Annotated in this window: 24 protein-coding genes and 2 pseudogenes; 7 read left to right on the top strand and 19 right to left on the bottom strand. The window is 43.6% G+C overall.

What is annotated here, in order from left to right; all coding sequences use genetic code 11:
• Nucleotides 1-126 precede the first annotated feature (126 nt).
• Complete coding sequence (locus UA76_RS09475; RefSeq protein ID WP_047045316.1) at nt 127-327, bottom strand: hypothetical protein; 201 nt, start codon at nt 325-327, stop codon at nt 127-129.
• A 404-nt stretch (nt 328-731) separates the two neighbouring features.
• On the bottom strand, nt 732-1580 hold the full coding sequence (locus UA76_RS09470) for an SDR family oxidoreductase (RefSeq protein ID WP_047045313.1): 849 nt from the start codon (nt 1578-1580) through the stop codon (nt 732-734).
• Nucleotides 1581-1679: 99 nt separating this feature from the next.
• Here UA76_RS09470 and UA76_RS09465 point away from each other — a divergent pair, with 99 nt between their 5' ends.
• Entirely contained in the window at nt 1680-2582 is a 903-nt protein-coding gene (locus UA76_RS09465) for a LysR family transcriptional regulator (RefSeq protein ID WP_047045311.1), read from the top strand.
• A gap of 191 nt (nt 2583-2773) precedes the next feature.
• Here the strand turns inward: UA76_RS09465 and UA76_RS09460 are convergent, their stop codons facing one another.
• The 7 genes and pseudogenes from UA76_RS09460 to UA76_RS09435 all read right to left on the bottom strand — a co-directional run bounded on the left by UA76_RS09460 (nt 2774) and on the right by UA76_RS09435 (nt 9891).
• The gene (locus UA76_RS09460; RefSeq protein WP_238322246.1) at nt 2774-5113 is read right to left on the bottom strand and encodes a family 20 glycosylhydrolase; all 2340 of its coding nucleotides are present in this window, start codon (nt 5111-5113) and stop codon (nt 2774-2776) included.
• Nucleotides 5107-5550 carry a hypothetical protein gene (locus tag UA76_RS24600; RefSeq protein ID WP_238322245.1) on the bottom strand — a complete coding sequence of 148 codons (444 nt, stop codon included), beginning with the start codon at nt 5548-5550 and terminating at the stop codon, nt 5107-5109. The genes UA76_RS09460 and UA76_RS24600 overlap by 7 nt, the downstream gene beginning before the upstream one ends.
• A 149-nt stretch (nt 5551-5699) precedes the next feature.
• Entirely contained in the window at nt 5700-6581 is an 882-nt protein-coding gene (locus UA76_RS09455; RefSeq protein ID WP_047045308.1) for a DUF7916 family protein, read from the bottom strand.
• Nucleotides 6562-6923: pseudogene (locus tag UA76_RS09450) on the bottom strand (PTS lactose/cellobiose transporter subunit IIA). The gene UA76_RS09455 and the pseudogene UA76_RS09450 overlap by 20 nt, the downstream one beginning before the upstream one ends.
• Nucleotides 6907-8112 (bottom strand): annotated as a pseudogene (locus tag UA76_RS09445) (PTS sugar transporter subunit IIC). The pseudogenes UA76_RS09450 and UA76_RS09445 overlap by 17 nt, the downstream one beginning before the upstream one ends.
• A 142-nt stretch (nt 8113-8254) precedes the next feature.
• Nucleotides 8255-8578 carry a PTS sugar transporter subunit IIB gene (locus UA76_RS09440; RefSeq protein WP_047045305.1) on the bottom strand — a complete coding sequence of 108 codons (324 nt, stop codon included), beginning with the start codon at nt 8576-8578 and terminating at the stop codon, nt 8255-8257.
• A gap of 314 nt (nt 8579-8892) precedes the next feature.
• A complete protein-coding gene (locus UA76_RS09435) occupies nt 8893-9891 on the bottom strand; it encodes a LacI family DNA-binding transcriptional regulator (RefSeq protein ID WP_047045303.1) in 999 nt (332 codons plus the stop codon).
• Between the two features lie 258 nt (nt 9892-10149).
• Here UA76_RS09435 and UA76_RS09430 point away from each other — a divergent pair, with 258 nt between their 5' ends.
• Nucleotides 10150-10488 (top strand): hypothetical protein, encoded by a 339-nt coding sequence (locus UA76_RS09430; protein WP_047045301.1) that lies wholly within the window; start codon nt 10150-10152, stop codon nt 10486-10488.
• A gap of 101 nt (nt 10489-10589) precedes the next feature.
• Here the strand turns inward: UA76_RS09430 and UA76_RS24595 are convergent, their stop codons facing one another.
• The 8 genes from UA76_RS24595 to UA76_RS09400 all read right to left on the bottom strand — a co-directional run bounded on the left by UA76_RS24595 (nt 10590) and on the right by UA76_RS09400 (nt 17451).
• Complete coding sequence (locus UA76_RS24595) at nt 10590-10928, bottom strand: hypothetical protein (RefSeq protein ID WP_238322244.1); 339 nt, start codon at nt 10926-10928, stop codon at nt 10590-10592.
• Entirely contained in the window at nt 10925-12412 is a 1488-nt protein-coding gene (locus UA76_RS09425; protein WP_238322243.1) for a sugar phosphate isomerase/epimerase and 4-hydroxyphenylpyruvate domain-containing protein, read from the bottom strand. Before UA76_RS09425 ends, UA76_RS24595 begins: the two co-directional genes overlap by 4 nt.
• A gap of 23 nt (nt 12413-12435) precedes the next feature.
• Nucleotides 12436-13518, bottom strand: coding sequence for a Gfo/Idh/MocA family protein (locus tag UA76_RS09420; protein ID WP_047045298.1), 1083 nt, complete (start codon nt 13516-13518; stop codon nt 12436-12438).
• Nucleotides 13519-13539: 21 nt separating this feature from the next.
• Entirely contained in the window at nt 13540-14076 is a 537-nt protein-coding gene (locus UA76_RS24590; protein WP_238322242.1) for an AEC family transporter, read from the bottom strand.
• 2 nt (nt 14077-14078) lie between these two features.
• On the bottom strand, nt 14079-14462 hold the full coding sequence (locus UA76_RS24585; RefSeq protein ID WP_238322241.1) for an AEC family transporter: 384 nt from the start codon (nt 14460-14462) through the stop codon (nt 14079-14081).
• A 151-nt stretch (nt 14463-14613) separates the two neighbouring features.
• Nucleotides 14614-15879: a TRAP transporter large permease gene (locus UA76_RS09410; protein ID WP_047045295.1), complete on the bottom strand. Its 1266-nt coding sequence runs from the start codon at nt 15877-15879 to the stop codon at nt 14614-14616.
• Between the two features lie 9 nt (nt 15880-15888).
• Nucleotides 15889-16383, bottom strand: coding sequence for a TRAP transporter small permease (locus tag UA76_RS09405; protein ID WP_047045292.1), 495 nt, complete (start codon nt 16381-16383; stop codon nt 15889-15891).
• Between the two features lie 63 nt (nt 16384-16446).
• The gene (locus UA76_RS09400) at nt 16447-17451 is read right to left on the bottom strand and encodes a DctP family TRAP transporter solute-binding subunit (RefSeq protein WP_047045289.1); all 1005 of its coding nucleotides are present in this window, start codon (nt 17449-17451) and stop codon (nt 16447-16449) included.
• 466 nt (nt 17452-17917) lie between these two features.
• Here UA76_RS09400 and UA76_RS09395 point away from each other — a divergent pair, with 466 nt between their 5' ends.
• From UA76_RS09395 to UA76_RS09375, 5 genes are all read left to right on the top strand, one after another.
• Nucleotides 17918-19189, top strand: a complete 1272-nt coding sequence (locus UA76_RS09395) for a LysR family transcriptional regulator (RefSeq protein WP_047045288.1) — start codon at nt 17918-17920, stop codon at nt 19187-19189.
• Nucleotides 19190-19259: 70 nt separating this feature from the next.
• Nucleotides 19260-19952: an NAD(P)-binding domain-containing protein gene (locus tag UA76_RS09390; protein ID WP_047045285.1), complete on the top strand. Its 693-nt coding sequence runs from the start codon at nt 19260-19262 to the stop codon at nt 19950-19952.
• Between the two features lie 52 nt (nt 19953-20004).
• On the top strand, nt 20005-20955 hold the full coding sequence (locus UA76_RS09385; protein WP_047045284.1) for a Gfo/Idh/MocA family oxidoreductase: 951 nt from the start codon (nt 20005-20007) through the stop codon (nt 20953-20955).
• 9 nt (nt 20956-20964) lie between these two features.
• Nucleotides 20965-22014: an aldo/keto reductase gene (locus UA76_RS09380; protein WP_238322240.1), complete on the top strand. Its 1050-nt coding sequence runs from the start codon at nt 20965-20967 to the stop codon at nt 22012-22014.
• A 67-nt stretch (nt 22015-22081) separates the two neighbouring features.
• Nucleotides 22082-22813, top strand: coding sequence for a PIG-L deacetylase family protein (locus UA76_RS09375; RefSeq protein ID WP_047045281.1), 732 nt, complete (start codon nt 22082-22084; stop codon nt 22811-22813).
• A gap of 594 nt (nt 22814-23407) precedes the next feature.
• Here the strand turns inward: UA76_RS09375 and UA76_RS09370 are convergent.
• Both UA76_RS09370 and UA76_RS09365 read right to left on the bottom strand, forming a co-directional pair.
• Entirely contained in the window at nt 23408-23755 is a 348-nt protein-coding gene (locus UA76_RS09370) for a hypothetical protein (protein ID WP_047045279.1), read from the bottom strand.
• Nucleotides 23756-23835: 80 nt separating this feature from the next.
• Nucleotides 23836-24279, bottom strand: a complete 444-nt coding sequence (locus UA76_RS09365) for a hypothetical protein (RefSeq protein WP_047045277.1) — start codon at nt 24277-24279, stop codon at nt 23836-23838.
• Between the last annotated feature and the right edge of the window lie 769 nt (nt 24280-25048).

The following is a 25048-nucleotide window of genomic DNA, read 5'->3' as shown; positions in this document are numbered from 1 at the left end:
GGAGCTTTGAACGAAACCAATACGATCACTGTCTGTAGACTGACCAGCAATAATTCGAGTTACAATAGGATAATCAATGTACTCTTCTTTAATGGTGAAGGTACCATCTTCAGATGTAAAACCAAGTTACACACCACAACTACGATCATTATTGGTATCAGCACAAACTTCAGCACCACCCACATAACCATCAATGACGGTGATCTGTTTTTCTTTTGCTGTATCGTCACCACCTTGGGACCCTGAAGAATTTGAATCGCTACCACAACCGCTTAACATGATTCCAGAAACAACCGCCACCGCTAAATACGATTTATTGAATTTCATTTGTATCTCTCTGTATGATTAAGACCAAGCCTGGATTTGTGATTTTTGTTCCATTAACTTAGAAGATTGAACTCAATTGCCATACTAACTCGAACGCATATCACCTAGTTGCATTTTTCTATCTCATAAGTGTTACAAAATATGCATCCATACATATCGAAAATATTAGCTATTTTTCAATAAGTTAACAAATTTAAGCCTGTCGCACTTCGCTTTTTATCTGCACAAAATCTCTGAAATTTATTGACTTTCGTAATGATATTTTTGATCGATGGTATGAAATACGTTTCGAGCTTTGAACGGAACAAGAGATAAAACATGTGAAAGATTTTCTATTTACGATTCTAAGTAAACGAGATTGTTAAGGCTCTCAATTTATGAAAGCCTTCTTGTGTGATCAGCATTTAATTTGCCAACAACCAGTCAGATAAACGAGTGCGAGCAGTTAGAGGATGGTCTAATGTACTAGGTTCAGGCTGTTCTCCAACTTTCTCTGTATACGACAAGAGATCGACCGCATCCAGTAAAGTGTCATCACCCACCTCTTTGGCATAGTCCCAAGCCTCGCTTTCTGTCATGTGGTATCTGCCAAGTTTCTTAGTTTGCGCAAACAGATCCGCTGCTTCGGCGATTGTGAAGCTTTCCGGCCCTAACAACGTTAATCGTTTATTAAACAGCTCTGGCAATTTATAACTTTGTGCGACGGCTTTGGCGTAGTCTTGAGCGCTAATCCAGCGTAGAGGTTGAGTTGACTGACACATGGTCGAGACCGTTTCTTGGTCTACCAACAAATTTAAAGTTTCGAAAAACCAGCTCGGCAGATATGTGATATACGGTATACCACTGTTCTTTAGTAGGTTTTCTGCCTCTAGTTTCGCCTTTGTATCGACTCGGAAACTGTTCTTTTCATACGCCGTCGCGGTAGAAATCATGGTAATAAGTTTAATAGACGATTTGTCGACAGCCCCAAGAATGCGCTTTGTTCCCTCAACGTGATTACGAAGGTAAGTCTCAGGGCTATTGCCACTAAGGTTGATATGAATCGCTTCAACTCCCTTCAACGCAGGAATTAAGCTTTCTTCATCAAACAGGTCTGCTTCAACAAACTCATACCGCGGCCCTTTAAATAAATCTCGCGCTTTAGATGAATCTCGAGAAATGATACGAACGCTATTCCCCTCTCGAGCGAACTCTTTTGCGACAGGTAAACCAAGCATGCCCGTGGCACCGACAACAGCAATTGATTTATACATAATTAGACTCCTTGTGAATATGTAATCAATCATAAGGGTCATTGATTAATATTATTAGTAGGATAAAGTGAGAGCCTGCTTACCAAAAATGGGATAAAAATGGATCTTGAAGCGAGCTTATGGTTTTCAACAGTGGTCAGAATGGGATCTTTTTCGAAAGCCGCGACTGAATTAGGGGTGCCAACTAGCACGGTGAGCCGACGCATCGCCAATCTAGAGAGTCAATTGGGAACGACGCTATTAGTGAGAAACACTCGTAGCATGCAACTCACTCAATCTGGCAATGAATATTTAACGCTAACCAAACAACTCGAAATAGGCTATCAGTCACTAAAAGATTGGCAAGACAATCAATCCCAAGTTTCTGGAACATTACGTATCACCGCCCCTCTTCAGTTTGTTGATTGGCCACTCAGTGACTGGGTTATTGAGTTTAAATCCACTTACCCAAAAATCAACATTGAACTCGTTGGCAGTAACGAAAACCTTGATTTTTATGAAGATAGAATTGATATCGCTTTTCGCCAAGGCCCCTTATCCAATTCCGACTTAAAACAACGCCGCTTGTTTGAACTGCAATACGGGATCTATGCGTCACCGAACTGGCTCAAGGAACACCGCGACTGTCTAGATTTAGCCTGGCTGCAGGATCAAGAGGTGATAAACATTGGCGTTAAAGGCAAAGGCTTTCCATGGCTGATTAAGCAAAACAACAAACTGCACGCTATTGTTCCGAAATCGGGATTGTTACTCGAATCTCCTCAGCAAGCAGTACGAGCGGCTAAAGCAGGTTTAGGATTAATATATGTACCGTACTTCGATGCCCATTCTGCGATAACTAAAGGTGAATTAGTTCCAGTGTGTGAATCACTATGGCCCGATGGGATCAGTTTTTACCTTGTATTTCATGAGTCGAGAACCAAATCTAAAAAGCTGTCGACGTTTATCGATTTTATCTTAGATAAACAGAAGTCACTGATGACACTACCCGGTATTTGTTAGGCTTTCGAAAAAATTTCGTTGGTCAGTTTGTGTATTTACGAAGGCTTTTGAACAGCTGAAGGTTATCCAATAACACAATTAGAAACGCTACAAATTTTATCGCATTTGTTAATCAACGTGAACTAACCAGTTGCACACAAAAAAGCCAGTCATAGGGGGCGACTGGCTTATTCCTACTATGTGAAAGCGGCTTACTGCTGAACGCTTTCTACACGACTACTGCGGCCCGAGTGGGTAACGCTACGAGTTTTTACGTTTGTAGCATGACTCACATCAACTGACCCATAGTAAGGAATCCATGTTGTCCCATCATCAAGGGAATACTGATTCTGTAAGCCAGGGAATCGCGTGTTAATCGTCAATTCACCCGACTCAACTACCGCACCAGGTAGTGGTATACGGTAGTTGACTCCAACAGTTTCATCAATTTGATTATATGTATCAACGGGTTGGATGTATTCCAATTTGGCTAATGCATGCTTACCGAGAGTATTCGAGAACACATCCCAAGCGCGATCCATTGCTGTTTTACCATTTGCATCTGGCTGATCCTCTATGGGCATATCGGTCACCCATGCACGCTCTGCTACACCGAGTAATTTAGGAAAGACCAAATACTCCATGATTTCAGGCGACTTTGCATTTTCAGCGAACAGCTGCCCCTGCAATCCGGATATGTTGTTCTTGCCCTCTTCAGACAAATGTACCCACGCTGGATTCCAAGGCACCGCATTACCTAACTTGTCGGTTTTGCCATTGACGTAAATGTTGAAAGGACGGTATTCAAAGGTTTTCTTCGTGTCTGTGTAGCCGGCCCAGTGATAACCCACTTCGTCTGGATGCTTGTTGTAAGCGAGGTCAAAATACAAATTTGTCGCATGAGACAGAACGACTTTGTAACCTTGGTTAGCAAACACATAAGACTGATGCTCATTTCCCCATCCCCACACGTTATTCCAAAATATTGGGAAGACTTCACCATAGTCTGCGGTTCCTGTTCCATTATGAGTCAGTACATCACCCCAACTCGCCATTTGAAAACCATTTTGACGAATGATGTTCGCCCACTTAACAAAGAAGTAATCAAACAATTCTGCGTCTGTTTTTCCTGCGGTTTCCGGGTTGTCTTGTATAGCTGGAGACTTCGCCCACCACTCATTTGGCCCTAAGTGAGGCAGCTCATCACCACCACCATGAAGACGAGTAGCTTTCGCTTCTGGTACAGAATCGTACATGGCTTTGGTTTCGCTTATCACTTTGTTTAGGAACTCATATGTACCAGGTAGGGATGGATTCACTAAGTTATCGGTATAAAACTGTGGCGTATAGAATTTCGATTCATCAAGTGGATCAATTAATCGATAACGATTTGCTTCAACAAGGTCACTGTCTTTGTACTTATTGTAGCGGTACTCCATAGCCTTGATCGCTGCACGCGCGTGGGCAGGAAAATCGTATTCCAAAATAACATCTATGTGACGGTCAGCTGCGTATTTCAGGATCTCTTTAAAATCTTCAACTGTATAATAGCCCCAACCTTTACCTAGATAGTTTTGTTGGGCGATCTCAAAGCCTTGGTATTTTGGTGCCACACCATTATTGGCCTCTACGACATTGCTTGGTTTACCTTCAATGCCATCACCCGGTTGAAACTCATTACTCGAACCCATAAACGTGTGCAACATGGTAGTTTCTTCCGTATCAAAACCTCGTTTTGACCCAAATTCTGTTAGCTCTGGAATTCCCGGAATTTCGATACGCCAACCTTCATCATTGGCAATGTTGATTTCGAATTTATTGATTTTGTAATAGGCCAGCAAGTCAATCAGCTTCAAGACTGTCTCTTTACTTTGGAAGTTACGAGCGACGTCCAGCATCATGCCACGATATTCAAAACGAGGCGCATCCAATGCACTCATTGCAGGCAATACCGCATGCTGCATTTTGTTTCCTACTACAGACGCTTTATACACTTCTTTCGGTATTAGTTGCCTTAAAGTTTGAATACCATAAAACACACCGCTTGCATCTTTACCTTCAATCACAATGCCATTAAACGGATCAATATCAATACGATAACCTTCGCTATCAGGCGTGCCGTCGGAGTCAGTATCTAAACTTGGGTTCAATTTAAGTGTAATCAAATTGGCGGTATCAACTTGTCCTGCATTAATAGGGAACTCACCCACTATAAGATCTTTTAATGCACTCTGTAGATACAACGCTTCATTGCTTAGGCTATCCGGTGCGTTGATCGCTCCCATCCACCCAAGTAAAGTAAGGAACGCACCATCTTTATCTTGAGCCGACTGCAATTGAGGAACAACTTGGTTTTTCAGAGCAAGTTCCATCGTTGGAGTTGTATTTTCTTCAAATCGAAGTGCTGGGGTTTGGACTGGCATCGTGTCATGTATGCTTTGCCTAGTTTGCTTAAAATCTGATGGGTCCATGTGAACGTCTACAGAAACAGCTCTTGGTGCCTCACCATTAAACGAGATATGGAAACCCGACGGAGAGTCATTCTTTAGCATTTGCCAATACTGAGCTGTAATAAATATTTCGCGAGATTCCCCGGATAAATTGGTTCAAAACCAGAAATAGGCTCTAAAACAAAATAGTCGCCACTTTTCGATGTATCAGCATTTTTCAGTACAAGATTCTGAGCTGCTATCTCTGCACGAGCAAGGTTTCCATCTTCACTGTCTAGCGGTAGGACAGATGCTGGTGGTCGAACCGAACTGTAGTACAGTGACCAGCCACTTTCACCAAGTGCTTCTGAGCCATTATTGGTAATGGTCAAACTTCCAAGAAACTTGTTTTCACCGATGTTGTGGTCAATGACTTTCCATAACAAATCTAACTGTTCTGCCTGCGGGTGATGGGTAGCCGCAAGCGCAGTGGTAGGCATTGCCATACTGGAAGCCAATGCAATCGTTAGCAGTTTTAATGGTAACCTTAACTTGTTCATTCTAAATTCACTCCATGATTAATTCACATGAACAAACTGCCCATGTGTACACAAATAAATGAGGGTTTTAATCGAACGTAATAGCAAAGGTTCATTCTTCATTAGGATGAACCTTGCTATTTGATATCGGCCTTAATGGCCAACAGAAGTTATCTTCGGTTGATCATGCGTTTAAATTGGTGGCGACGACCACGAAGGGTCAGGCCAAGTCGCATGATATTTTCTGGAGGGGCGATACCGCTGTATCCACCATCGCCGATGTGAACGATATCCGCACCAGCAGCTTTCGAGGCCATCGCCACTTTTTCAATGTAAGACTCTGTCGCGCCTTCTTGCGATGTTCCAATCGCTAGCATGCCCAACATGCCACTTTCGTGTACCGCGGAGATCATCTTTTTGGCCATGTCTGCGCACACACCTGGTGTGGTGTACGGTGCTGGGAACATCATGATATCGGCCCCCGCTTCTGCAAACCCTGGAACGATGTTTAAGTTATAATCGTTTCCTACGCCACCAGCGTGCATTTTGCCTGCAACAATGATGATCTCTTTCGAAACATTACGAACTAAACCAATCGCATCCATAATTGTTTCTTGCGTGACACAGTTGCCTGGGTTTCCGGTTAACATGACATAATCAAGACCAAGCTCAACGGCGCGTTCAACCGTTTCTTTGGTCACCGTTCGACCGACATCTACATGGCTTACGTCAGCCGGTACAGGTTCTAGGTTACAACCCACTAAGCGACCAGTTAACGCTTTAACCTGTTCAATGGTCATGAACTCGTCTGCCACCTCAGACAGTACTTTGATTTTTGGGTCCATGACGTCCAAACAATTCAGTGTGATCATGTCTCCACCGAACGCCGCAGCAATTTCCGGCCCTGACACTAAATCAATGGGTGGGGTAATGGAAACCACATTCTCCACCATGATTGTTCGACCTTCAGAGTTTCGAATGCTATTTAAAATCTGTTCACGCGACGCATTGCGAACATCCTCTGCCGTGTAATCAAATATGCGCTTCTTCACGAGCTTGACTCCTTTGTAACTGATGATGAATGGCGACGATTTCTTCCGCTAATTCGCGGCACAACATCGTTGTCATGATATGGTCTTGAATGTGCGTCAGGATCAAGGTCATCGTGACCTTGCCTGCCCCTCATCGAAGCCAATCAAAGATGTTTGAGCTTTATGCACACTGACTAGAGCTTCATCTCCAGATTTAAGATAAGTTTCAGCCTGCTTGAATTGCCCTTTTCTTGCATCGCGCATTGCTTCCATGAAAGAAGAGCGAGCTTCACCTACCTGACAAAGGAGGGTCATCAGAAACTCTTCTGTAATTTCAGATTCACTATTAATTTCGAACTGCATCTAAACCACCTTCCGTTACTGTCTCTGTTGCTGGCTTGGTCTTCGCTTCCATTGCTTTTTCTTCGGCAAGTAATTGACGCTCATGAACTTTAAGGAATGGATAGAAAACAATCGCACTCACAACAATGCTGCTTAGTACAACTAACGCGGCAGTACCTGAGTTCGTTGCAATGATGGCGCCGATTGGTGCTGGCATTGTCCAAGGTGGAATCGCAATGATTTTTGCTAGGAAACCCGACTTAAATGCCATCCATACAATCGCGGTATTTAGTGTTGGCGCAAGCATCCAAGGAATGAAGTAAATTGGGTTCATTACAATTGGTGTACCAAAAATAACCGGTTCGTTGATGTTAAATGTGCCTGGGATAATGGACATTTTACCGATGGTTTTCAGTTGAGTGGCTTTAGAGCGCATCATCAATACTACGAGGCCCCAAGTACCACCAGCGCCCCGACAAAGATGAAGAAGTCCATTACTGGGTTGATGAAAATGGCAGGAAGCGGCTCACCTGCAGCTAGCGCTTCTTGGTTCAACCCTAAGTTGATGAGAAGCATAGGCCAATGATACCGCCAACAACCGATCCCCATGAATACCACTAAACCACAGCATTTGAACCAGTAGTACGGCAATTAAACATGCGATGAAGCTATCAGATGCGAGAACGAGAGGTTGGAACAGTTCCATAATAGCTGAAGGAATCTTCATACCATATTGGTTCAAATAGACGTTCACAGACATGACAATGACTGAAATGAATACGATTGGGATAAGCAAATCAAACGACGCTGAGATCTTTGGTGGCACCGCTGCAGGCATTTTGATTCGGATGTTGTACTTAATCAGTAAACGCTGCATCTCCGGAACAAATAGACCACAGATGATGGCCGTAAACGCCCCCGTACCACCAAGAAATGCGCCCGGCAATACACCACCAATATCGACGCTGACCATAGGTGCTGCGGCAAGCAAGAACGCAAACATGGACAACATGCCGGTATTCATTGGGCGCAGTTTATACGCTTCAGCTAAACTAAACCCGATGCCGAAAGCAGCGTATAAAGCAAAGATACCCATACTTAGTTGGAATGGCGCCATGATGTTATCAAAACCGATGACTTCAATTAAGCCATGCCATGCATCGAAAAATGCGTTTCCCTCAGAGGGAGGAAACGCCAACACTAATAGCATTGACCCTACAATTAAAAATGGCATCGTCGAAACAAAGCCATCTTTAATTGCATTAACGTGCTTTTGAGCAGAGATTTTGCCAGCCACTGGAGCGACGACATTTTCCACAAAACTCAGTACTTTATCAAAAATAGCCATTGTCTTACTTCTCCACTGTTGCATGCGTTTGATACAGATCCAGTGCTTGTGCTAACACTGCTTCCCCATTCAACATGCCGTAATCCATCATGTTGATTAGCCCGCACCCTTTACCAATGCTTGCGGCGCTGTTCTTAAACTCCTCGTATTTGAACTTCACTTGGGGCGCAACTAAGCACACATCGCTCCATTGAATGCATTCATCAAACTCTGAAATAGAATGAGCTGAGATTTCACACTCCAGCCCTTTTTCTTTCGCAGTATCTTCCATCTTCGCAACAAGCATGCTCGTCGACATGCCAGCCGCACAGCATAAGAATATTTTCATCTATCCTCTCCTTAGGTATTTTCTAGTCCGAAACTTAATGTAACCGGTTTCGGAAACCGGTTACATTTATAACTTAAGTAAATTTTCATCGCTAATTAATCAACCGCATATGCAACATTGATCAATACTTTTAAAACAAATGGAGAGAAAAATGAGACGTGCGCCACTATTAATTGATCAATTTTTAAACAGAAAACAGATCGATTAATAGCCTTTATTGTAAGAAAAAGCGATGCCATTTCAAAAATAGCATCGCTAAAATCAGGGAAAATAGGTGTACTGTGTAGTTAGCCTGAATAGCCCACAACTGGCTATTAATTTTGTTTAGTAGAATCTCGTAAAACTAAATAGCCTTTCATCATTTCTGACTCAAACTTTACTTCTCCTTGAGCCAACTTTTGAGCCACTTCCATTGCTCTAGCCATAATGGCTTGGATTGGGAGATCAACCGTTGTGAGAGCTGGGGTAACAAAGGCACTGTATGGGTCATTATCGATACTCACGACCGATACCTCGTCGGGTATAGATATTCCTTGCTCAGTGAAAGCTTTAATCAAACCTACAGCGATATCGTCAGAAGCCGCAAGCATTGCACTGCCGTACTCCCCGTTTTCTAATAGTTGTTTTCCTGTCGTATAACCTTCAATAAAACCAAATGAACAATGGCTTATACGAGAAGTAATAGTGAGGCTTTGATGCTTCTCTTTCGCTAGTGAAAAACCCTCTATTCGAGATATGGACGTCGGGGTAGTTGGAGCTGGGCCAATATAAGTGATATCTCTATGCCCCAACTCAATTAAGTGATCAAAAGCGAGTTCAACCGCATTTTTTTGATCAAATGCAATTGAGAATCCCGCCTCGTCAGGCAATATTCGCCCTACATTGACCAATGGAATATCTATCGATTTGTTTAACGCAATGACTTGCTCAGCAGACAGCATACGGCTGTAAAGAACGATCACATCACACTTCTTTTCGACCAAAGAGTGAACAGCTTCTAACTCACTCTCTGCTTGATTGTGACCATCTGCGATGAGTAACTGTTTACCCATTTCATCTGCACTGACAGATGCTTGCTTAAGTAGAATACCAAAATAGCTACCCGTATAATCGGACAAAACCAGACCGACACTGTTACCACTTCGAGTGGCTAATGCTCTCGCTACAGAGCTTGGCTTATAATTAAGCTCTTTCATTACTGCGTTGACTAACTCTTTTGTGCTTTCTTTGACTTGTCCTGTCCCATTAATGACTCTCGATACGGTCGCTTTCGAAACGCCTGCCATACGGGATACATCAGAAATTGTCGTCATCCATGCCTCTTAACACCATCAGCTTATTGAAAACAAAGATAACAGAAAATTGATTAACTTGTGTAGTGTTCAAATGCGGCCCATTTTACATAACAGGATTGTTTAGGTGTGAAAATATGCGGGACAAAAATGTGCCTCAAAGTGTCTAATAAATATTTGGACATAGCGTAGAATCACCACCTTTACCAGTTCATTATCTACTACGTTCTCTCCCCTGTTAGTGATAATATCCCCGCATCTACATCAAAGAGAAAATCTATGTTTATCCATCGTGTCAACGATATTGACTGGCTGGTAATTACGGCTTTTGAAGAACTGAAGCCTCTATTTATCGAAGACGCTGGTCGAATTCCTTCTTGTTTTTCCACCACCAGCGAACTCAGCTTGATAGACCAAGCCAAACGCGCCTATGGTTTCTTACCAAAACTCAGTGGTGTCATCACCGATACTGGCACTTTTCAAAGCAAGAATAACGAGGAAGACTTGAACCCACAGCTTGCGTGCGTAGTGGAAGGGCGTGGTCGCGTGTTTATTTATCACGGTGGATATGTGGCTTTTGTCGATGACGAGCAAACTTTTATTACTCGAATTGATTAGCGAAGAGTCAACAATAGAAAATTTAGGTGGCTGAATAATAGCAACCCGCCGCTCCTCTACCTTTATTGAGAAACGACAGGAAGCATTTTGACTAACACCAATTAATAACGATCCGCTTGCGCGGCTAGGCGAATAAAGGCATTGGTTTCACCATACTTTTGGTAGCTGCCAACTCGTTGTACAACCTCGAAGAATAAGCCATTTATCTCCTTAGTGTAGAAATGATAGAAGCTGCCTGTGTCGTCTTCGGTGTAAAGAATGTTGTTCTCTTTCAATCGTTGAATCAATTCGTCGCTTAAATCGAACTGTGCTTGAATATCCAAATAGTAATTGTTTGGTATCTTCAGCTGGTAGATAGGCGACAAGTTGTTGACTGCCGTAAAGATATCCTCACACTCAAGAGCAATCTGGTTGATGCTCGCGCCATTGGATTCATTCAAGAATCGCTGAGTTTGTGTACGCTTGGCACTAGTACTGTTGAGCGCCACTTTAATACGATTATTAGGCTTTTAATCGTACGGCTGGTGATAAGGCCATTAATATCTGGAAGGTCGTAGCTCTCTTCCGGTACAAAGCCAAATATCGACTTGTAGAAGAACAAGTTGGAGAGTAAGTTCTCTGACGGAACCACTTGGCCAATATGGTCTATGCGAACAAAGTTAGGGTCAGACTTTTTATGGTTGGCCACGGGTTCAAAGTCGACTTCGTAAAAGCGCTCAGCTTGCGCTTGGTCAAGCAAGTGAATTAACAGATTTTCGGAGTTTCTGAGCGTTGGGATATCTAGCTCATTCTCTTGGCGAGGTTGGTGAATAGTTGGACTATTGTAACGCATGGCCAATTCAACCAAACGACGTGTATCGTCAGTCAGAACACCCAAAGCGCACACCGATTCACCATGCCCTTCCAAATAACTTTGTGCATTACTGTTTTTTTCATAGTTGAATACAAAGTTAATGTCGCCATGGTGGTAAAGATCGACATTCTTGCTCTTGTGTGTATGAGTTTTCTCAAAACCCAGTGACTCAAGCACATCCGAAAATCCGTTGTTTTCTCTGTCTTGCACAGCAAATTCAATAAAGCTCAAATCATGAATTTGTGGAGCGTCAAACTCATCATTCGTTTGGTCTTCAAGCCACTTGAGTGATCGAACTCCGTCCACCGCTTTTTTAATTGGCGAAGATGAACGGAAATCATCATTAAATACTTCATGTGAAAGATAATCATTATAGCCTTTGTCTTTCAGCGCCTGAACGAATTCGATTACTGGGAAGTCCCCCTGCCCTGGGAAACAGCGGTAATGACGGCTGTATTGCAAGATATCCATCTGCATTTTCGGCGCATCAGCTACCTGAACTAAGGCAATTTTCTCTGTCGGAATATCGTTAATAAGCGTATCCAACGTGTTGCCGCGAGCAAACATATGGAACGTATCCAATACAACACCTAAGTTAGGGTGATCGACCATTTTTACCAAGTTCCACGCATCATCATAATCGGCAATATGGCGTCCCCATGCTAGAGCCTCGTAGCCAAGCTGCATGCCTTCATGCTGAGCAAGCATTGCCAACGCATGCAGATCATCAGCACATTGCTCTGCAATCGGTGAGGATGCCGGATGAACGTTACTGCACATCATCAATCGGCTAGTACCTAGCTGATGAGCAATCTCTATTTTGCGCTCAAGCATATTGTACTTCTTTCGACGAAGCGGCTCCGGCATCCCTTCCATATCGCGAAAAGGTTGTAGAACTAAAATTTCCAGCCCAAGACTGTCGGCAATGCGTTTGACGTCGGCCGCTGAACCACGGTATTGCGTCAGGTCGTTTTCAAAGATCTCAATAGCATGGAAGCCTGCCTTAGCTGCCGCATGCATTTTTTGCTCTAACGTGCCGGAAAGGCAAACAGTTGCAATTGAATATTTCATTGTTACATCTCCTTAACGCATAATTAAGCGGTAGCTAGCTCTTGTTGTTTCTGAACTTCTCGAACTGAAACATATTCACCACTTTCACAAGCTTGAATAATGGCGTCGATCACGAGTAGGTTCTGAAGGCCATCACGAACGCTCACACGTGGTTTTGTTTCTTGTCCGCGAATCAACGAGCAGAAATGCTCTAATTGCAGCTTCAAAGGGTCTTCTCGGTTGATAGCTTCACTTCGTTCTTCCATCGCGTTCCACCATGATGGAGTCACATCATTTGCGAAACTTTTTACCTGCATAGTGGGTACAGACAGACAGCCATTGGTTCCCGCAATGTGATAACAGTCTTCCGTTTCATAAGTCGCGTAAGATTTATTCTCTTGAGAGGTTTGCTCCCAACTGCGAGGGCTTGCGGATGCATCGGAAAGGACAAATGACCCTAAAGTGCCATTTGCAAAGCGTAGCGAAATGACACACGTATCTTCCACCTCAAATTCACGCGCCACGTTTGAACTCAGTGCTTGTACGCCGACAATATCCCCGACCAGATAACGTAAGTTACCAATCTCATGAATCATATTGATCAAAATTGGACCGCCGCCTTTTACTTTGCGCCATTCCCCTTCGTTGAAGTAGTAATCGGGTTTGTAGAAGGCGGCGCTGCCCGTTACAGAGACAAGCTTGCCTAGCTCACCACTTTCAACAACAGAACGCGCCGTCTCCAACAAAGGGCTATAAGCTCGATGATGACCAACTAACAACTTCGCTTGTGTTTGCGTTACTCGGTCAAGCAGAGCAATTCCGTCTTCAATCGAATCCGTAACTGGCTTTTCCACAATCGCTGGCACACCTGCGTCGATACATTGATGGGCTTGAAGTGCGTGTAGTTTATTAGGCGTTGCGAGAATGACACCGTCTGGTTTGTCTTGAGTAAACAGTGCGTCCAAGCTATCGAATACGGGTACGCCATATTGCTCAGCAACATCAACCGCACCCGGTGATGGATCGACGATTGAGGCCAATTCACATTGGTTGCTTTCCGCCACCAACTTGATGTGTGTTTTTCCAATGAGCCCTGCTCCAGCAACTGAAATTCTAAGTTTTTCCATGACTTAACCTTTTTTATTCTTCTAACTAATAAGGGCAACAACAACGGACAGGGATACCCCTGACGCCACAGTTGTTGTTACAAGTGTATTGGTACAAAAAGTGTGTTGTTGATACAGCCCGCCCAGAATCGGATAAATCGAAAGCATGGGTGAGGCGCTAAAGATGAGTAATGCCACAGCCAAATCGCCTTCTACTGGGAACAGGTATAACAACCCAAATGCAAACAATGGGAACATCACCAACTTAATGATGGCGACGACGGACAAGCGCGGTATTTGAACCAGCTTTGTCGACTGCGCAAGTAATCCACCTATGGCAAAAAGCGCGAGGGCAATGGACGTTTGCGCAAACATGGTGACACTGGACTGTATGGCTAGTGGAACTTGAATCGCCATGACATTGACTGTAATGGCAACCAGAATGGCAATAATAATTGGGTTCCTGCGTAGCCGGTCAAAGATGGTCATTAACCTCTGACTGAGCGATGTATTTTGACCACTTGCTGTTTCTAGCAGAATCAGGCTCAAAGGAATGAACAATAGATTCTCAACTAGCACTACTAATAAGAAGCTTCCGCCATACCACCATCGAAGATAGCCAATATGATAGGAAAACCAACGAACGCGCTATTTGGCATTCCGCTTCCAAGACTATTGATATAAGTGTCTAGCCAACCTAATTTTAAAAACTTTCGACTAACGTAAATAGCCAATAACATACTAAGTAAGCCAGAAATCGCATACACCAAGACGTAATTGCCATTCATAGCCTGCTGCAAATCAAGTTGAGTGACGCTAATGAAGATCACCGCAGGTAGCGAGATATAAAGCACAAAGCGACTCACATCTTTAATGAATTTCTCATACACAAATGCACGTCGAACTGCGATAAACCCTACTGCAACGCAGATGAACAATGGCAGTAATATTTCTATGACAGGCATACAGTCACTCGTTTTTTAGATGAACAAAGCCCCTGCGAGCTCGCAATGCTCGCAGAATCAATCGTCACTTTTGTTGGTCCCCGAGCTCAGCTAAAGAGCTCGTGGGAGTTATTTGCTTTAGACAGATTCCCTAATTGATAGGATTTCCTAGCTAATATCCAAACAGATTTGGTAAGAAGAGCACGCTTTGCGGCACGAAAGTGATGAAGAACAATACGGCCACTTCCAGTAAGAACAAAGGAATAACCTGCTTCGAAATCTTGGCAATACCCACATTCGAGATGGTATTTGAAACGAACAGACAGATCCCCATTGGCGGTGTGATAAGGCCTATCATCAGGTTGAAAATCACTACTGTGCCAAAGTGCACTGGGTCGATTCCAAAACTCATCGCTATAGGGTGAAAAATAGGAATCAAGATCAGCATGGCGGCAATACCTTCTAGGAAGAGGCCAACACCTAGCAAGATGAGATTAACCATAATCAGAAACATGATTGGGTCTGAAATGGTGCTCAACACGTATTCACTGATATGCTGCGGGACACGAGAGAAAGTCAAAATCCAGTTCGCTACCGCCACAACAGCAATAAGAATTAGGACAACCGATGAATCACGCATCGAACGCATGAATACTTCAGGTAGGTCGCTGATTTTCAGTGACTTGTAGACAAACATCCCGACCATCAGCGCATAGAATGCAGCAAATGCAGCCGCTTCGGTTGGAGTAACAATCCCCATCAAAATTGAGCCAAGAATGAAAATCGGCATCGTCAACGGAATGAAAGCTTTAATCAGTGCTTTTCGGCGGCTTGTACGCTCGACACGAGCTTCAATATTGTTACGCGTTGCGTAATAGAACACAAATAGCGATAGCGCCATAGCTGATAGCAGCCCAGGTACGATTCCCGCCAAGAATAGCGCAGGAACTGAAACGCCACTCGCAATCAAGGCGTAGATAATAACCGGAATACTCGGTGGAATCATCGGGCCAATAACGGAAGAAGCCGCGGTTAGAGCCGAAGAAAACTCCTTGCTGTAGCCTTGTTTTTCCATCTGTGGAATGAAGACTCGCCCTAGTGCTGATGTGTCGGCTACGGCAGAACCAGATATCCCCGCAAACATTACAGACGACCATACGTTCACTTGCGCTAAGCCACCACGAAAGTGTCCAACTAACGCATTGGCAAAATCGATAATACGGCTAGTAATACCACTTTTATTCATGAGTTCGCCTGCAAGTACGAACAACGGAACTGCAAGAATTGAATAGGAATCAAGACCACTAAAAATACGTTGAGATACTAGGCTGATTGAGATTGGCGTGGCCGAGATGTAAAACGACATCGCCAAAATAATACTAAATACCAATGGCACGCCAAATACTAGCATGGTGCCCATTAAAGCAATTGAAGGCATGGTCGCTCCTTAAATATCGTTTTGAGTCAATGATGGTGCGGAAGAAAAGCGTAACTGCTTCAAGTGCAAACCAAGTCGCATGATAGCGGCAATGAAAAGACAAGCTCCGCCAATCACCAGAGCAGACTGAAAGTAGCTCATGCTCAAGCCAATTCCTGGGGATTCAATCCCACCGCGTCGCAGAACAAACTGATACCCAGACCAAGTTAAAATAATCGAGCTTGCCAAAACGGAAAGGTCAACAATCACTTCCAACGCTTTCTGAAAGGCACGCGAGCGAACGGAATCTAAGACAGAGAACTTAATATGTAGACCTTCCAAATAACACAACGGCATCGCAAACATCACACCATAGATCATGGCGTACTTGCTGACTTCTTCTCCCCATAGAATGGAGATATTGAAGAAGTATCGACTAAACGTGGTTGCGAGCATGACAGCAAACAGCGTGAAGAGTGATGAGCCAGCTAATATCGCGAGCAGTTTTTTGTAGTATCCAATCATAGAGTCCTCCCCGTAAAACAAGCGCCATCACAACGCCTAAGCATTGCAATGGCGACTAGCGAGTTAGTTAGATGCTGCTTCTACAGCCTCTAAAGCGCCATTAATCCATTTCTGGTCAACTGACGTTTCTAACCACCTGATCACTTGTGGCTGCGTCGCTTCTCGGAATTGATTCAATTGCTCTGGAGACAGTGAAGTGATCTTCATCCCTTTCTTCGATAAGGTTTCGAGGCCTTCAGCTGAGTTCACCTGCTGGATAGCACGCCCCACCGTACCTGCAACTTTTGCAGCGCGGTCGATAATATCGCGATCTTTAGCATTCAGAGACGAGTAGAAATCGTCATTAATCAGCAGGAAGTCAGTTCCGTACACATGCCCATCAAGCGTGATGTATTCTTGCAGCTCATAGAACTTACTTGCGTTAATAACGCTGACCGGGTTCTCCTGACCATCAATAACACCTGTTGTCAGTGCCGCTGGAACTTCAGGGAAGGAAATTGGCGTTGGTTCTGCGCCCAATGACTTGACTAACTCCACGTATAAAGGCGTTGTCATAACGCGAATCTTCAGACCTTTCATGTCCTCAGGCGAGCGAATTTCTCGTTTAGAGTTCGTGAAGTGACGGAAACCTGTTTCACCATAAGCTAAGTTGCGTAGGCCCGTGGTATTTAAACACTGCTCATTGAGCTTCTGACCAAATTCACCATCTAGCACTTCCCAAGCCACGGGCTCTGAAGGGAATAGGTATGGGATTTCTAAGACATTCGCCTCTTTACACAACTTTGAGTACGCCCCTGACACCATAGTCATGGTGAGCATACCTTCTTGTGTGGATTGAAGAAGTTCCGTTTCACCACCTAGCTGGCCTGATGGGAACACATTCACGTTGATTCGTCCGCCTGACTCTGCTTCAACGATGTTTTTGAAGACTTGAGTAGCAGCGCCCTTCTTCGAGATTGTCCAATCTTGCGAATCTACGTGACCAATTGTGATATCAACGGCAGCACTAGTGGTAGCAGCATAAGCAAGCGGAAGGGTCAGAGCGAGTAGTGTTTTAATTGTTTTCATTGTTAAACCTCCTGTTTCAGCAGGAATCAACCTATCACCAAGATTTAACAACCAACAATTCAGATAGTGAAAGAGTTATTCAAATTTTAGATAACCCTGTCAATACAAAGTATAAAGCCAAGCCTTTGTTGAGCATTAAATACATTAAAAATCAATCAGTTAAACAATTTTAAAGTGCAATAAGAGTTAGAAAAACATCGCAATGTCAATTTTAAAATACATTTATAAAAAATTGAATGAAGTCACAGGAAGTCACAATTAATTCACATACATTGTACCAACAAAACAAAAACGAGAGACATCATTAACACAATAGACAATCCTCAATAATTACAAATACACAAATAATAAATACAAAACATAGATAGATTGATAAACATATAATCAAGCTATTAAATACTATAAATATAAATATTAATTAAGCAATTGATAAAGCTTGCAAATACAACAAGAAGTAGAGTCCATTATGTTTAAAGTGCCTAACTTACGTCATCTAAGAGCGATCTCAGAAGTGGTGAAAACGGGGAGTATCAGTAAAGCATCAGAAACAGTTTTTCTGTCCCAACCAGCAATCACGCAGGCAATATCAAAGCTTGAGAAATCATTGAACTGTGAGTTGTTTGAGCGAGCATCGGACGGTATGACTCCCACCGATCAAGGTGAAGTATTCTCAGAAAGGATCGACCGCGCTCTAGATACGATCAGTCAGGGCATTGCCGATAGCCTTAAGCAAGCCAACGGACAAAGAAAAAGCAATGTTCAACGCTATCTGTACAACATTACCACCACCCAATTAAAAGCTCTAATTGCGGTGTCCAATGGTGGAAGCTTTACAGAAGCCAGTAGAATATTGGAAGTATCACAATCGTCGGTATATCGTGCGGCAAAGGACTTGGAAGATATTCTTTCTATTACTATTTTTGAAAAAAGTAGTAACGGAATACAAATAAGCAAAGCAGGCGGAATATTAGTCATTGCCAGTAAGCTTGCTTTTATAGAAATTAATCAAGGCATCGAAGAGATCGAACTATTAGAAGAAAACTATAAAAGTACAATTACAGTTGGCTGCTTACCATTAGCGAGAACCTGTCTTTTACCCCAAACGATGAATCAATTTCTAGAAGACTACCCGGACTGCCAGATTAAAGTTATTGATGGCCCTTACCCCGATTTGCTTAACCATTTGCGTCATGGAAACATCGACATTCTTATTGGGGCACTGCGCTTTCCTTCCCCTAGCACGGATATTCGTCAAGAAACACTGTTCCAATCTAAAAACACCATACTGTCGCGTAAAGACCACCCATTGCAGTCAAAGGAAAAGCTCTCCATTTCCGACCTCAAGGAAGCCAGCTGGGTTGTATCAGGTTTAAACACGCCTGGACGCAGTATTTTTGAAGAGATATTTACCGCCCATGACGAAGAAGCCCCTTCACGGCTTGTCGAAGCCAGTTCTCAAATGCTAGTGAGGGAATTATTAATGGGCAGTGACCGATTAACCATACTCTCACAACATCAAGTTAAACGTGAACTCGATGAGGGCCAGTTTAGAATCCTACCTTTTGAATGCCGTAGCCAATCTCGACCGATTGGGCTTACGATGCGCAAAAACTGGCATGCCACGTCTGTGCAGTCCTATTTTGTTCAATTGCTGCGTCAAAATGGTGTGCAGCTCATGCTTAATTTACGCCATTGTTGTGCTTATTTTTTATCAAAACTGAATACCCTCTCACTTTAAATGATTTTTCGCTCTCTGTACCAAATGCTATTTTTTTCACAAGTCAACGTAGTACGAGAGAGCGAATCATATGGCAACAATATCTAGAGTCGCCTTTATTGGATTTGGCGACATAGCAAAAAGCTTCATTAAGCGCTGGGAATCTAAAATGCCCGATGTCTTATGTGCTTACGACAATAAAATCGAATCAAGCAGTCAAAAGCAATCTTTACTGATGGAGTACATCAATCACGGCGTTCAAGGGACTTTCTATCCAGACGAAGCAACAATGGGTGCAGAACTTATCTTTTGCACCGTTGAACCTAGCGATGTTCAAGACGCAATAGAACAAGTTCGTGAAAGCCTAAAATCTGGCTGCTATTTCTTCGATTGCAGTGAACTTACGCCAGATTCAAAGCAGCAATTAGCGTCGAATTTTCATGCTGACACTCATTACATTGACGTCGCGATTATTTCGTCATTAAACGAACAAGCTTGTTCGATTTCAGTCCTGATATCTGGAGCAGAAGCCCTACGCGCTGCAGCATCACTTAAGCAGTTGAACTTCGACGTTTACGTCGTTTCTGACAAAGCAGGTGATGCCACCATGATGAATACCATCGGCGCGACTTGGTTTGAGGGCCTAGAAACCTTAACCGACCAATGTGTCAGTGAAGCCAAACGTGCTGGGCTTGAAAAAAGCATACTCGATTATTTGAGCAATCATCAGCCTGAACAAGAAATGCCAAAGCTTTCTGACGCCATGCTTGCTCGCTTGGACTAAACACTGTCCAACTCATTCTATTGAATAAAAAATAATTAATTAAGGAAGAACTATGAACGTTTGCATTGTTGGCGCAACGGGCGCTTTTGGTCGCAAGCACATTGATGCGGTGCTCGAAATTTCTGACGTAAACATCACGGCGCTGGTTTCTCCAGAGCAAGACAAACTCGACGAACTGATCACTGAGCTAAAATTGGAAGCGGTTGGGTATACCGAACTTAGTGCAGCGTTAAGCCAAGACTCAATTGACGCAGTGATCCTAGCAACGCCAACTCAAATGCATGCTTCACAAGCCATCGCCTGTATGGAAGCTGGGAAACACGTACTGGTTGAAATCCCAATGGCAGACAACATTGAGGACAGCTACAAAGTCGTTGAAACGCAAAAACGCACAGGGCTTGTTGCCATGGCTGGCCATACTCGCCGCTTTAATCCAAGCCATCAGTGGATTCATAACAAAATCCAAGCAGGCGAGCTGACCATTCAACAGATGGACGTTCAAACCTACTTCTTCCGTCGCACCAACACCAACGCTAAAGGTGAGCCAAGAACATGGACCGATCACCTACTATGGCACCACGCTTGCCATACGGTAGACCTGTTCCAATACCAGGTGGGCGAGCAAGCGAATAAGCTGCAAGCGCTACAAGGGCCTATCCATCCAGAGCTTAACATCGCAATGGACATGAGCATTGGCATGAAAACGCCATCTGGTGCGCTATGTACCCTATCACTTTCGTTCAACAACGAAGGGCCGTTCGGCACATTCTTCCGCTACATCTGTAAAGAAGGTACCTACATCGCTCGCTACGATGACCTATTCGATGGCTACGATAACCCAATCGACCTTGAAGGCGTTGCCGTCTCAAATAACGGTATTGAGCTTATTGATCGCGAGTTCTTTGATGCCATTCGCACGGGTCGCGAACCAAATTCCAGTGTGGCAAGTTGCCTTCCTGCAATGGAAACACTGAATGAACTAGAAAAACTGCTAGAAGCGTAGGAAACCATTATGGCTATCATCGGCACTGCTACCATAAACACGACTACGACAGGCACTTCTATTATAGGTGCGGAAAAACTCGCACCTGTTGCATTGGGGTGTATGAACCTATCCCATGCGTATGGTGTTCCCCCAAGAGAAGAGCACGCCATATCACTGCTTAATCAAGCGTTAGATACTGGCTATAACATGCTAGACACGGCAGCGCTTTACGGTTTCGGTACCAATGAATCCCTACTAGCCAAAGCAGTTATGCATCGCAGAGACGAGTTTTTTCTCGCCAGTAAGTGCGGCATGTTTAAAGGCCCTGATGGTAAACGTGCCATCGATGGACGCCCCAAAACACTGCGTAAAACATGCGGAGACTCACTAAAGCGACTGAACACCGATGTAATCGACCTGTATTACCTTCATCGTTGGGACAAAAACGTCCCTATTGAAGACAGTGTGGGCGAGCTTTCTCGCTTAGTAGACGAAGGTAAAATCCGACACATTGGGTTATCTGAAGTATCTGCCGATACCTTAATCAAAGCGCACGCAGTACACCCTATTGCGGCGGTACAATCAGAGTACTCGCTGTGGTCACGCAACCCTGAAATTGCGGTACTTGATGCCTGCAAAGACTTGGGCACAGCTTTTGTCTCGTTCTCTCCGCTTGGGCGTGGAATCCTGACCGGCACGCTAACCAACAATCAATTTGCAGCCGGCGATATCCGCCGCGCAATGCCAAGGTTTAGCAACGATCACTTTGACCACAACCTTACGGTGATTGAGAAGCTCGCATCATTGAAGGCAGTTTTCGCCGAAGAAAACGCACACTTGCCAGAGCCGACACTTGCGCAGTTTGCCATTGCATGGCTTTTAGCAAAGCAGCCTAACTCGATCGTGCTCCCTGGTACAACAAGTTTCAAACACTTAGAAGATAACTGGAATGGGCAAAAATACGCCATTTCCAACTCTTTGCTTGAGGTTATCGACCAAACCATACTGCAATCGGCCTTTTCCGGAGGTCGCTATAACACCGTGACTCAAGCAGAAATTGATACCGAAGAATTCTAATTCTCATAACAACGAACAGTTAGCTCGCTTAACAAGAGTGAGCCCCTAGGAAGTAAAGGATCTCATCATGACAAAAAAAACAGCTCTCGTCGTCAGTGCACATTCCGCAGATTTTGTTTGGCGCTGCGGTGGCGCAATTGCCCTTCATCAACAACTGGGTTACGAAGTAACCATCGCATGCCTTTCTTACGGTGAGCGTGGCGAATCGGCAAAACTTTGGAAACAAGAAGGCATGACGCTAGAAGACGTAAAACGCATCCGTCATCAAGAAGCGACAGCAGCGGCCAACGCATTGGGTGTAAACGATATTCGATTCTTTGATTTTGGCGACTATCCACTTGAAATTGATAAAGAAGGCAAATACCAGCTAGTCGATTTAATTCGCGAAGTTCAGCCAGAGTTCATCCTAACCCACTCAAAATGGGACCCTTACAATACCGATCATATGTACACCACCGAAGTTGTACTGCAATGCCGCATGATTGCGCAAGCATGGGGCCACAACCCAGGCGAGAAAGTACTTGGTGCACCACAGGTTTACATGTTCGAACCGCACCAAAGTGAACAGATGGAATGGAAACCCAATACCTTCCTAGACATTTCTGAAGTATGGGAAAAGAAAAAGGCGGCGATTGAGTGTATGCAAGGCCAAGAGCACCTTTGGAAGTTCTATGAGAACCTAGCTGAAAACCGTGGTAACCACTTTAGACGAAATTCAGGTGGCCAAGCTGGCGGAAGAAGCTGTGAGTACTCAGAAGGCTTCCAAGCCCTCTACCCAAATTGTGTGGATTCTTTATAGTCGATTCAGCGGCTGAAAAAATGAACCTCCCAGTCATCGGGAGGTTTTTGTTTTCGTTGTATGGCTTTGTACAGTAAGCCCACTTTCAAGCGACAGTGGCAAAGCAAAAGTATTGAACGGGTCGTCTTTGGTGTTACGCGCAGCTTTTAAAATGCTGATCTCCCCGTCATTCTAGTTTGGTCAGTTTTTCTCCGCGTAATTTTCTTTGAACCATAACGGGAGCCAAATGAAAGGATGTCCACTCTTTTCGGCGTTCGTAGTTAGTTTGGGTCGTGGCATCAAAGCCACACAGAAATGAGCGTCTCAAAGCCTAAGGTTTTCAGGATAGGCGATACACAGTGATGATAGGGTGTGGCTTCAAAGCTAATTGTTGGCTACGTGCGGTTGTCATGCATGATCCTTCTTGTAATACGCTGACTTTAGTTCACACAATTAGCTTAGAAAAGCCCACATTCCTGTTTCAAGAGTTCCCTACTTTTTAGATGTAATCGATTGGTTTGTTAGTTATCGAAAGACGTTTCTTAGGGTGTCTGTCCCACTAATCCACTTCTGTCCCACTAAACTTCCAAATAAGCAATTGAATTTTGACTTATGCTATTTAGCAATCATATTCTGGGCAATCTCTCGAAGCGTCTTATCGTTGCTTGTGTACTTGTTACGGATCTGCTTAGAATAATCTTTTATGTCATCTATTAAGCCATTGCTTTCATCTTGTAAAAAGGTCTCTAAGGTGGTGGTAGTTGTTGTGCTTTTATTCTTATTAAAATAAGATTTTAACCGCCCAATGACTTCATTGTTCGTGTAGTCTAGACTTAAAATGTTTTTATTATCAATCATAGTATAGTACACACCCCACCAACTTTTGATTAACTTATCGTTCTCGTCTCCTGAAGCTACCCCTTTCTCTCTCCAGTTTTCTATTGCGGATAGTGCTTCCCGCATCCATGCTCTTAACTCCGTTTTTAACACCGCCCCAACATATGAGTCGTCGGCTTTACTTTTGCCTTGGGGTGTTTCTTTTTTTATAAAATGATCGTGCGCATGCGACAACTCATGAGTAAAAGCTGATATTGCCCTACCGAGAATGGGGATACTTTTCCATTATTCACATAGTCCTTGACGGCATCTAACCAATTTTTTGAAATGGTTAATTTTTTTTCGTTGAAACTAAAACTTCCTCCGGAACCCTCGCCTCTTACTATTACGAGATCTCCGCTATCTCTTAGTGCTTTCCATAAATCTCCAGTTGTTGAACCAAACTTATCAAGAATAACTTGGTCACTTACGTCTCCCATCCAGTCAGCATCATCCCCAACAAATTTCAATTGCATTGTATGGTTGTATTTTTTATTCGAGCGGTTATCCATGAATACAATATTTTTCCTCACATTACTTTTCTTCTGAACAACAGAATTAGCAACCACTTTATTTCTATTCTTTTTCGACTTCTCTACTTGTGCATACATATCTCAAACCTTTTTTAATTTGGCTTTATCGCATGTTATAGGCTTTCTTTCATTGCCTATAACATGGTGGCGAAGCCACCGTGAACTTTAACTCGACTACCTCTTTACTAAAAATGGCTCTTTTTTAACCCCTGACCTTACCGATAAATGAACACTGTTAATCAGCCATTGCCTTTCACCATCACACCTCATCCAGCGCCGACTTTGTATTACCAAAAACCTTTGTCGTCACGTGCATATATGTCTTGACTGTCTTTGAGCTGGTGTGTTCAAGCAATACCACGGGCCAATTAGGGCGTCTGTCCCCCCCTCTAGCCCAATAAAGGTTCTCAGCTATACAAAAGAACCAAGATGCACAGCAGCTATTTGACACAGATGTACCTAATATGCGTACCTAGGTCCATCCCATCATTTAAAATGTATTAGGATGCATAATCGAAGGGGTATGGTCAGATTCTGGTATCGCAGTAACAATAAATCCGTTACTTCCAACCTGTAATCTGACAAAGTGGCTATTGTCCACCTCAATTTTAACCTCAAAACCATTCCCACTCCCTTTGATAGAGTAATTTCCCGCAGTAAGGTTATCGTCTATAAATTCCGCAAACTGGTCTCCTGAAGCGATGTTATATGGAGCTCTCATAAACTCATTTAAATGTCTATTTATCATATGCCACCCCCGCAGTAGCTGAGCCAGACTCCAAAAAAAAATGCCTTGGCCCCACTGGAAAGCGATTAGGTACTGTCAATAGAAGATTTGGTCTCGTAT

The organism is Vibrio mexicanus, from assembly GCF_001012815.1.
Taxonomy (GTDB): domain Bacteria; phylum Pseudomonadota; class Gammaproteobacteria; order Enterobacterales; family Vibrionaceae; genus Vibrio; species Vibrio mexicanus.
The sequence above is the reverse complement of the archived record's forward strand: the minus strand, read 5'-3'. Positions and strand labels throughout refer to the sequence as shown.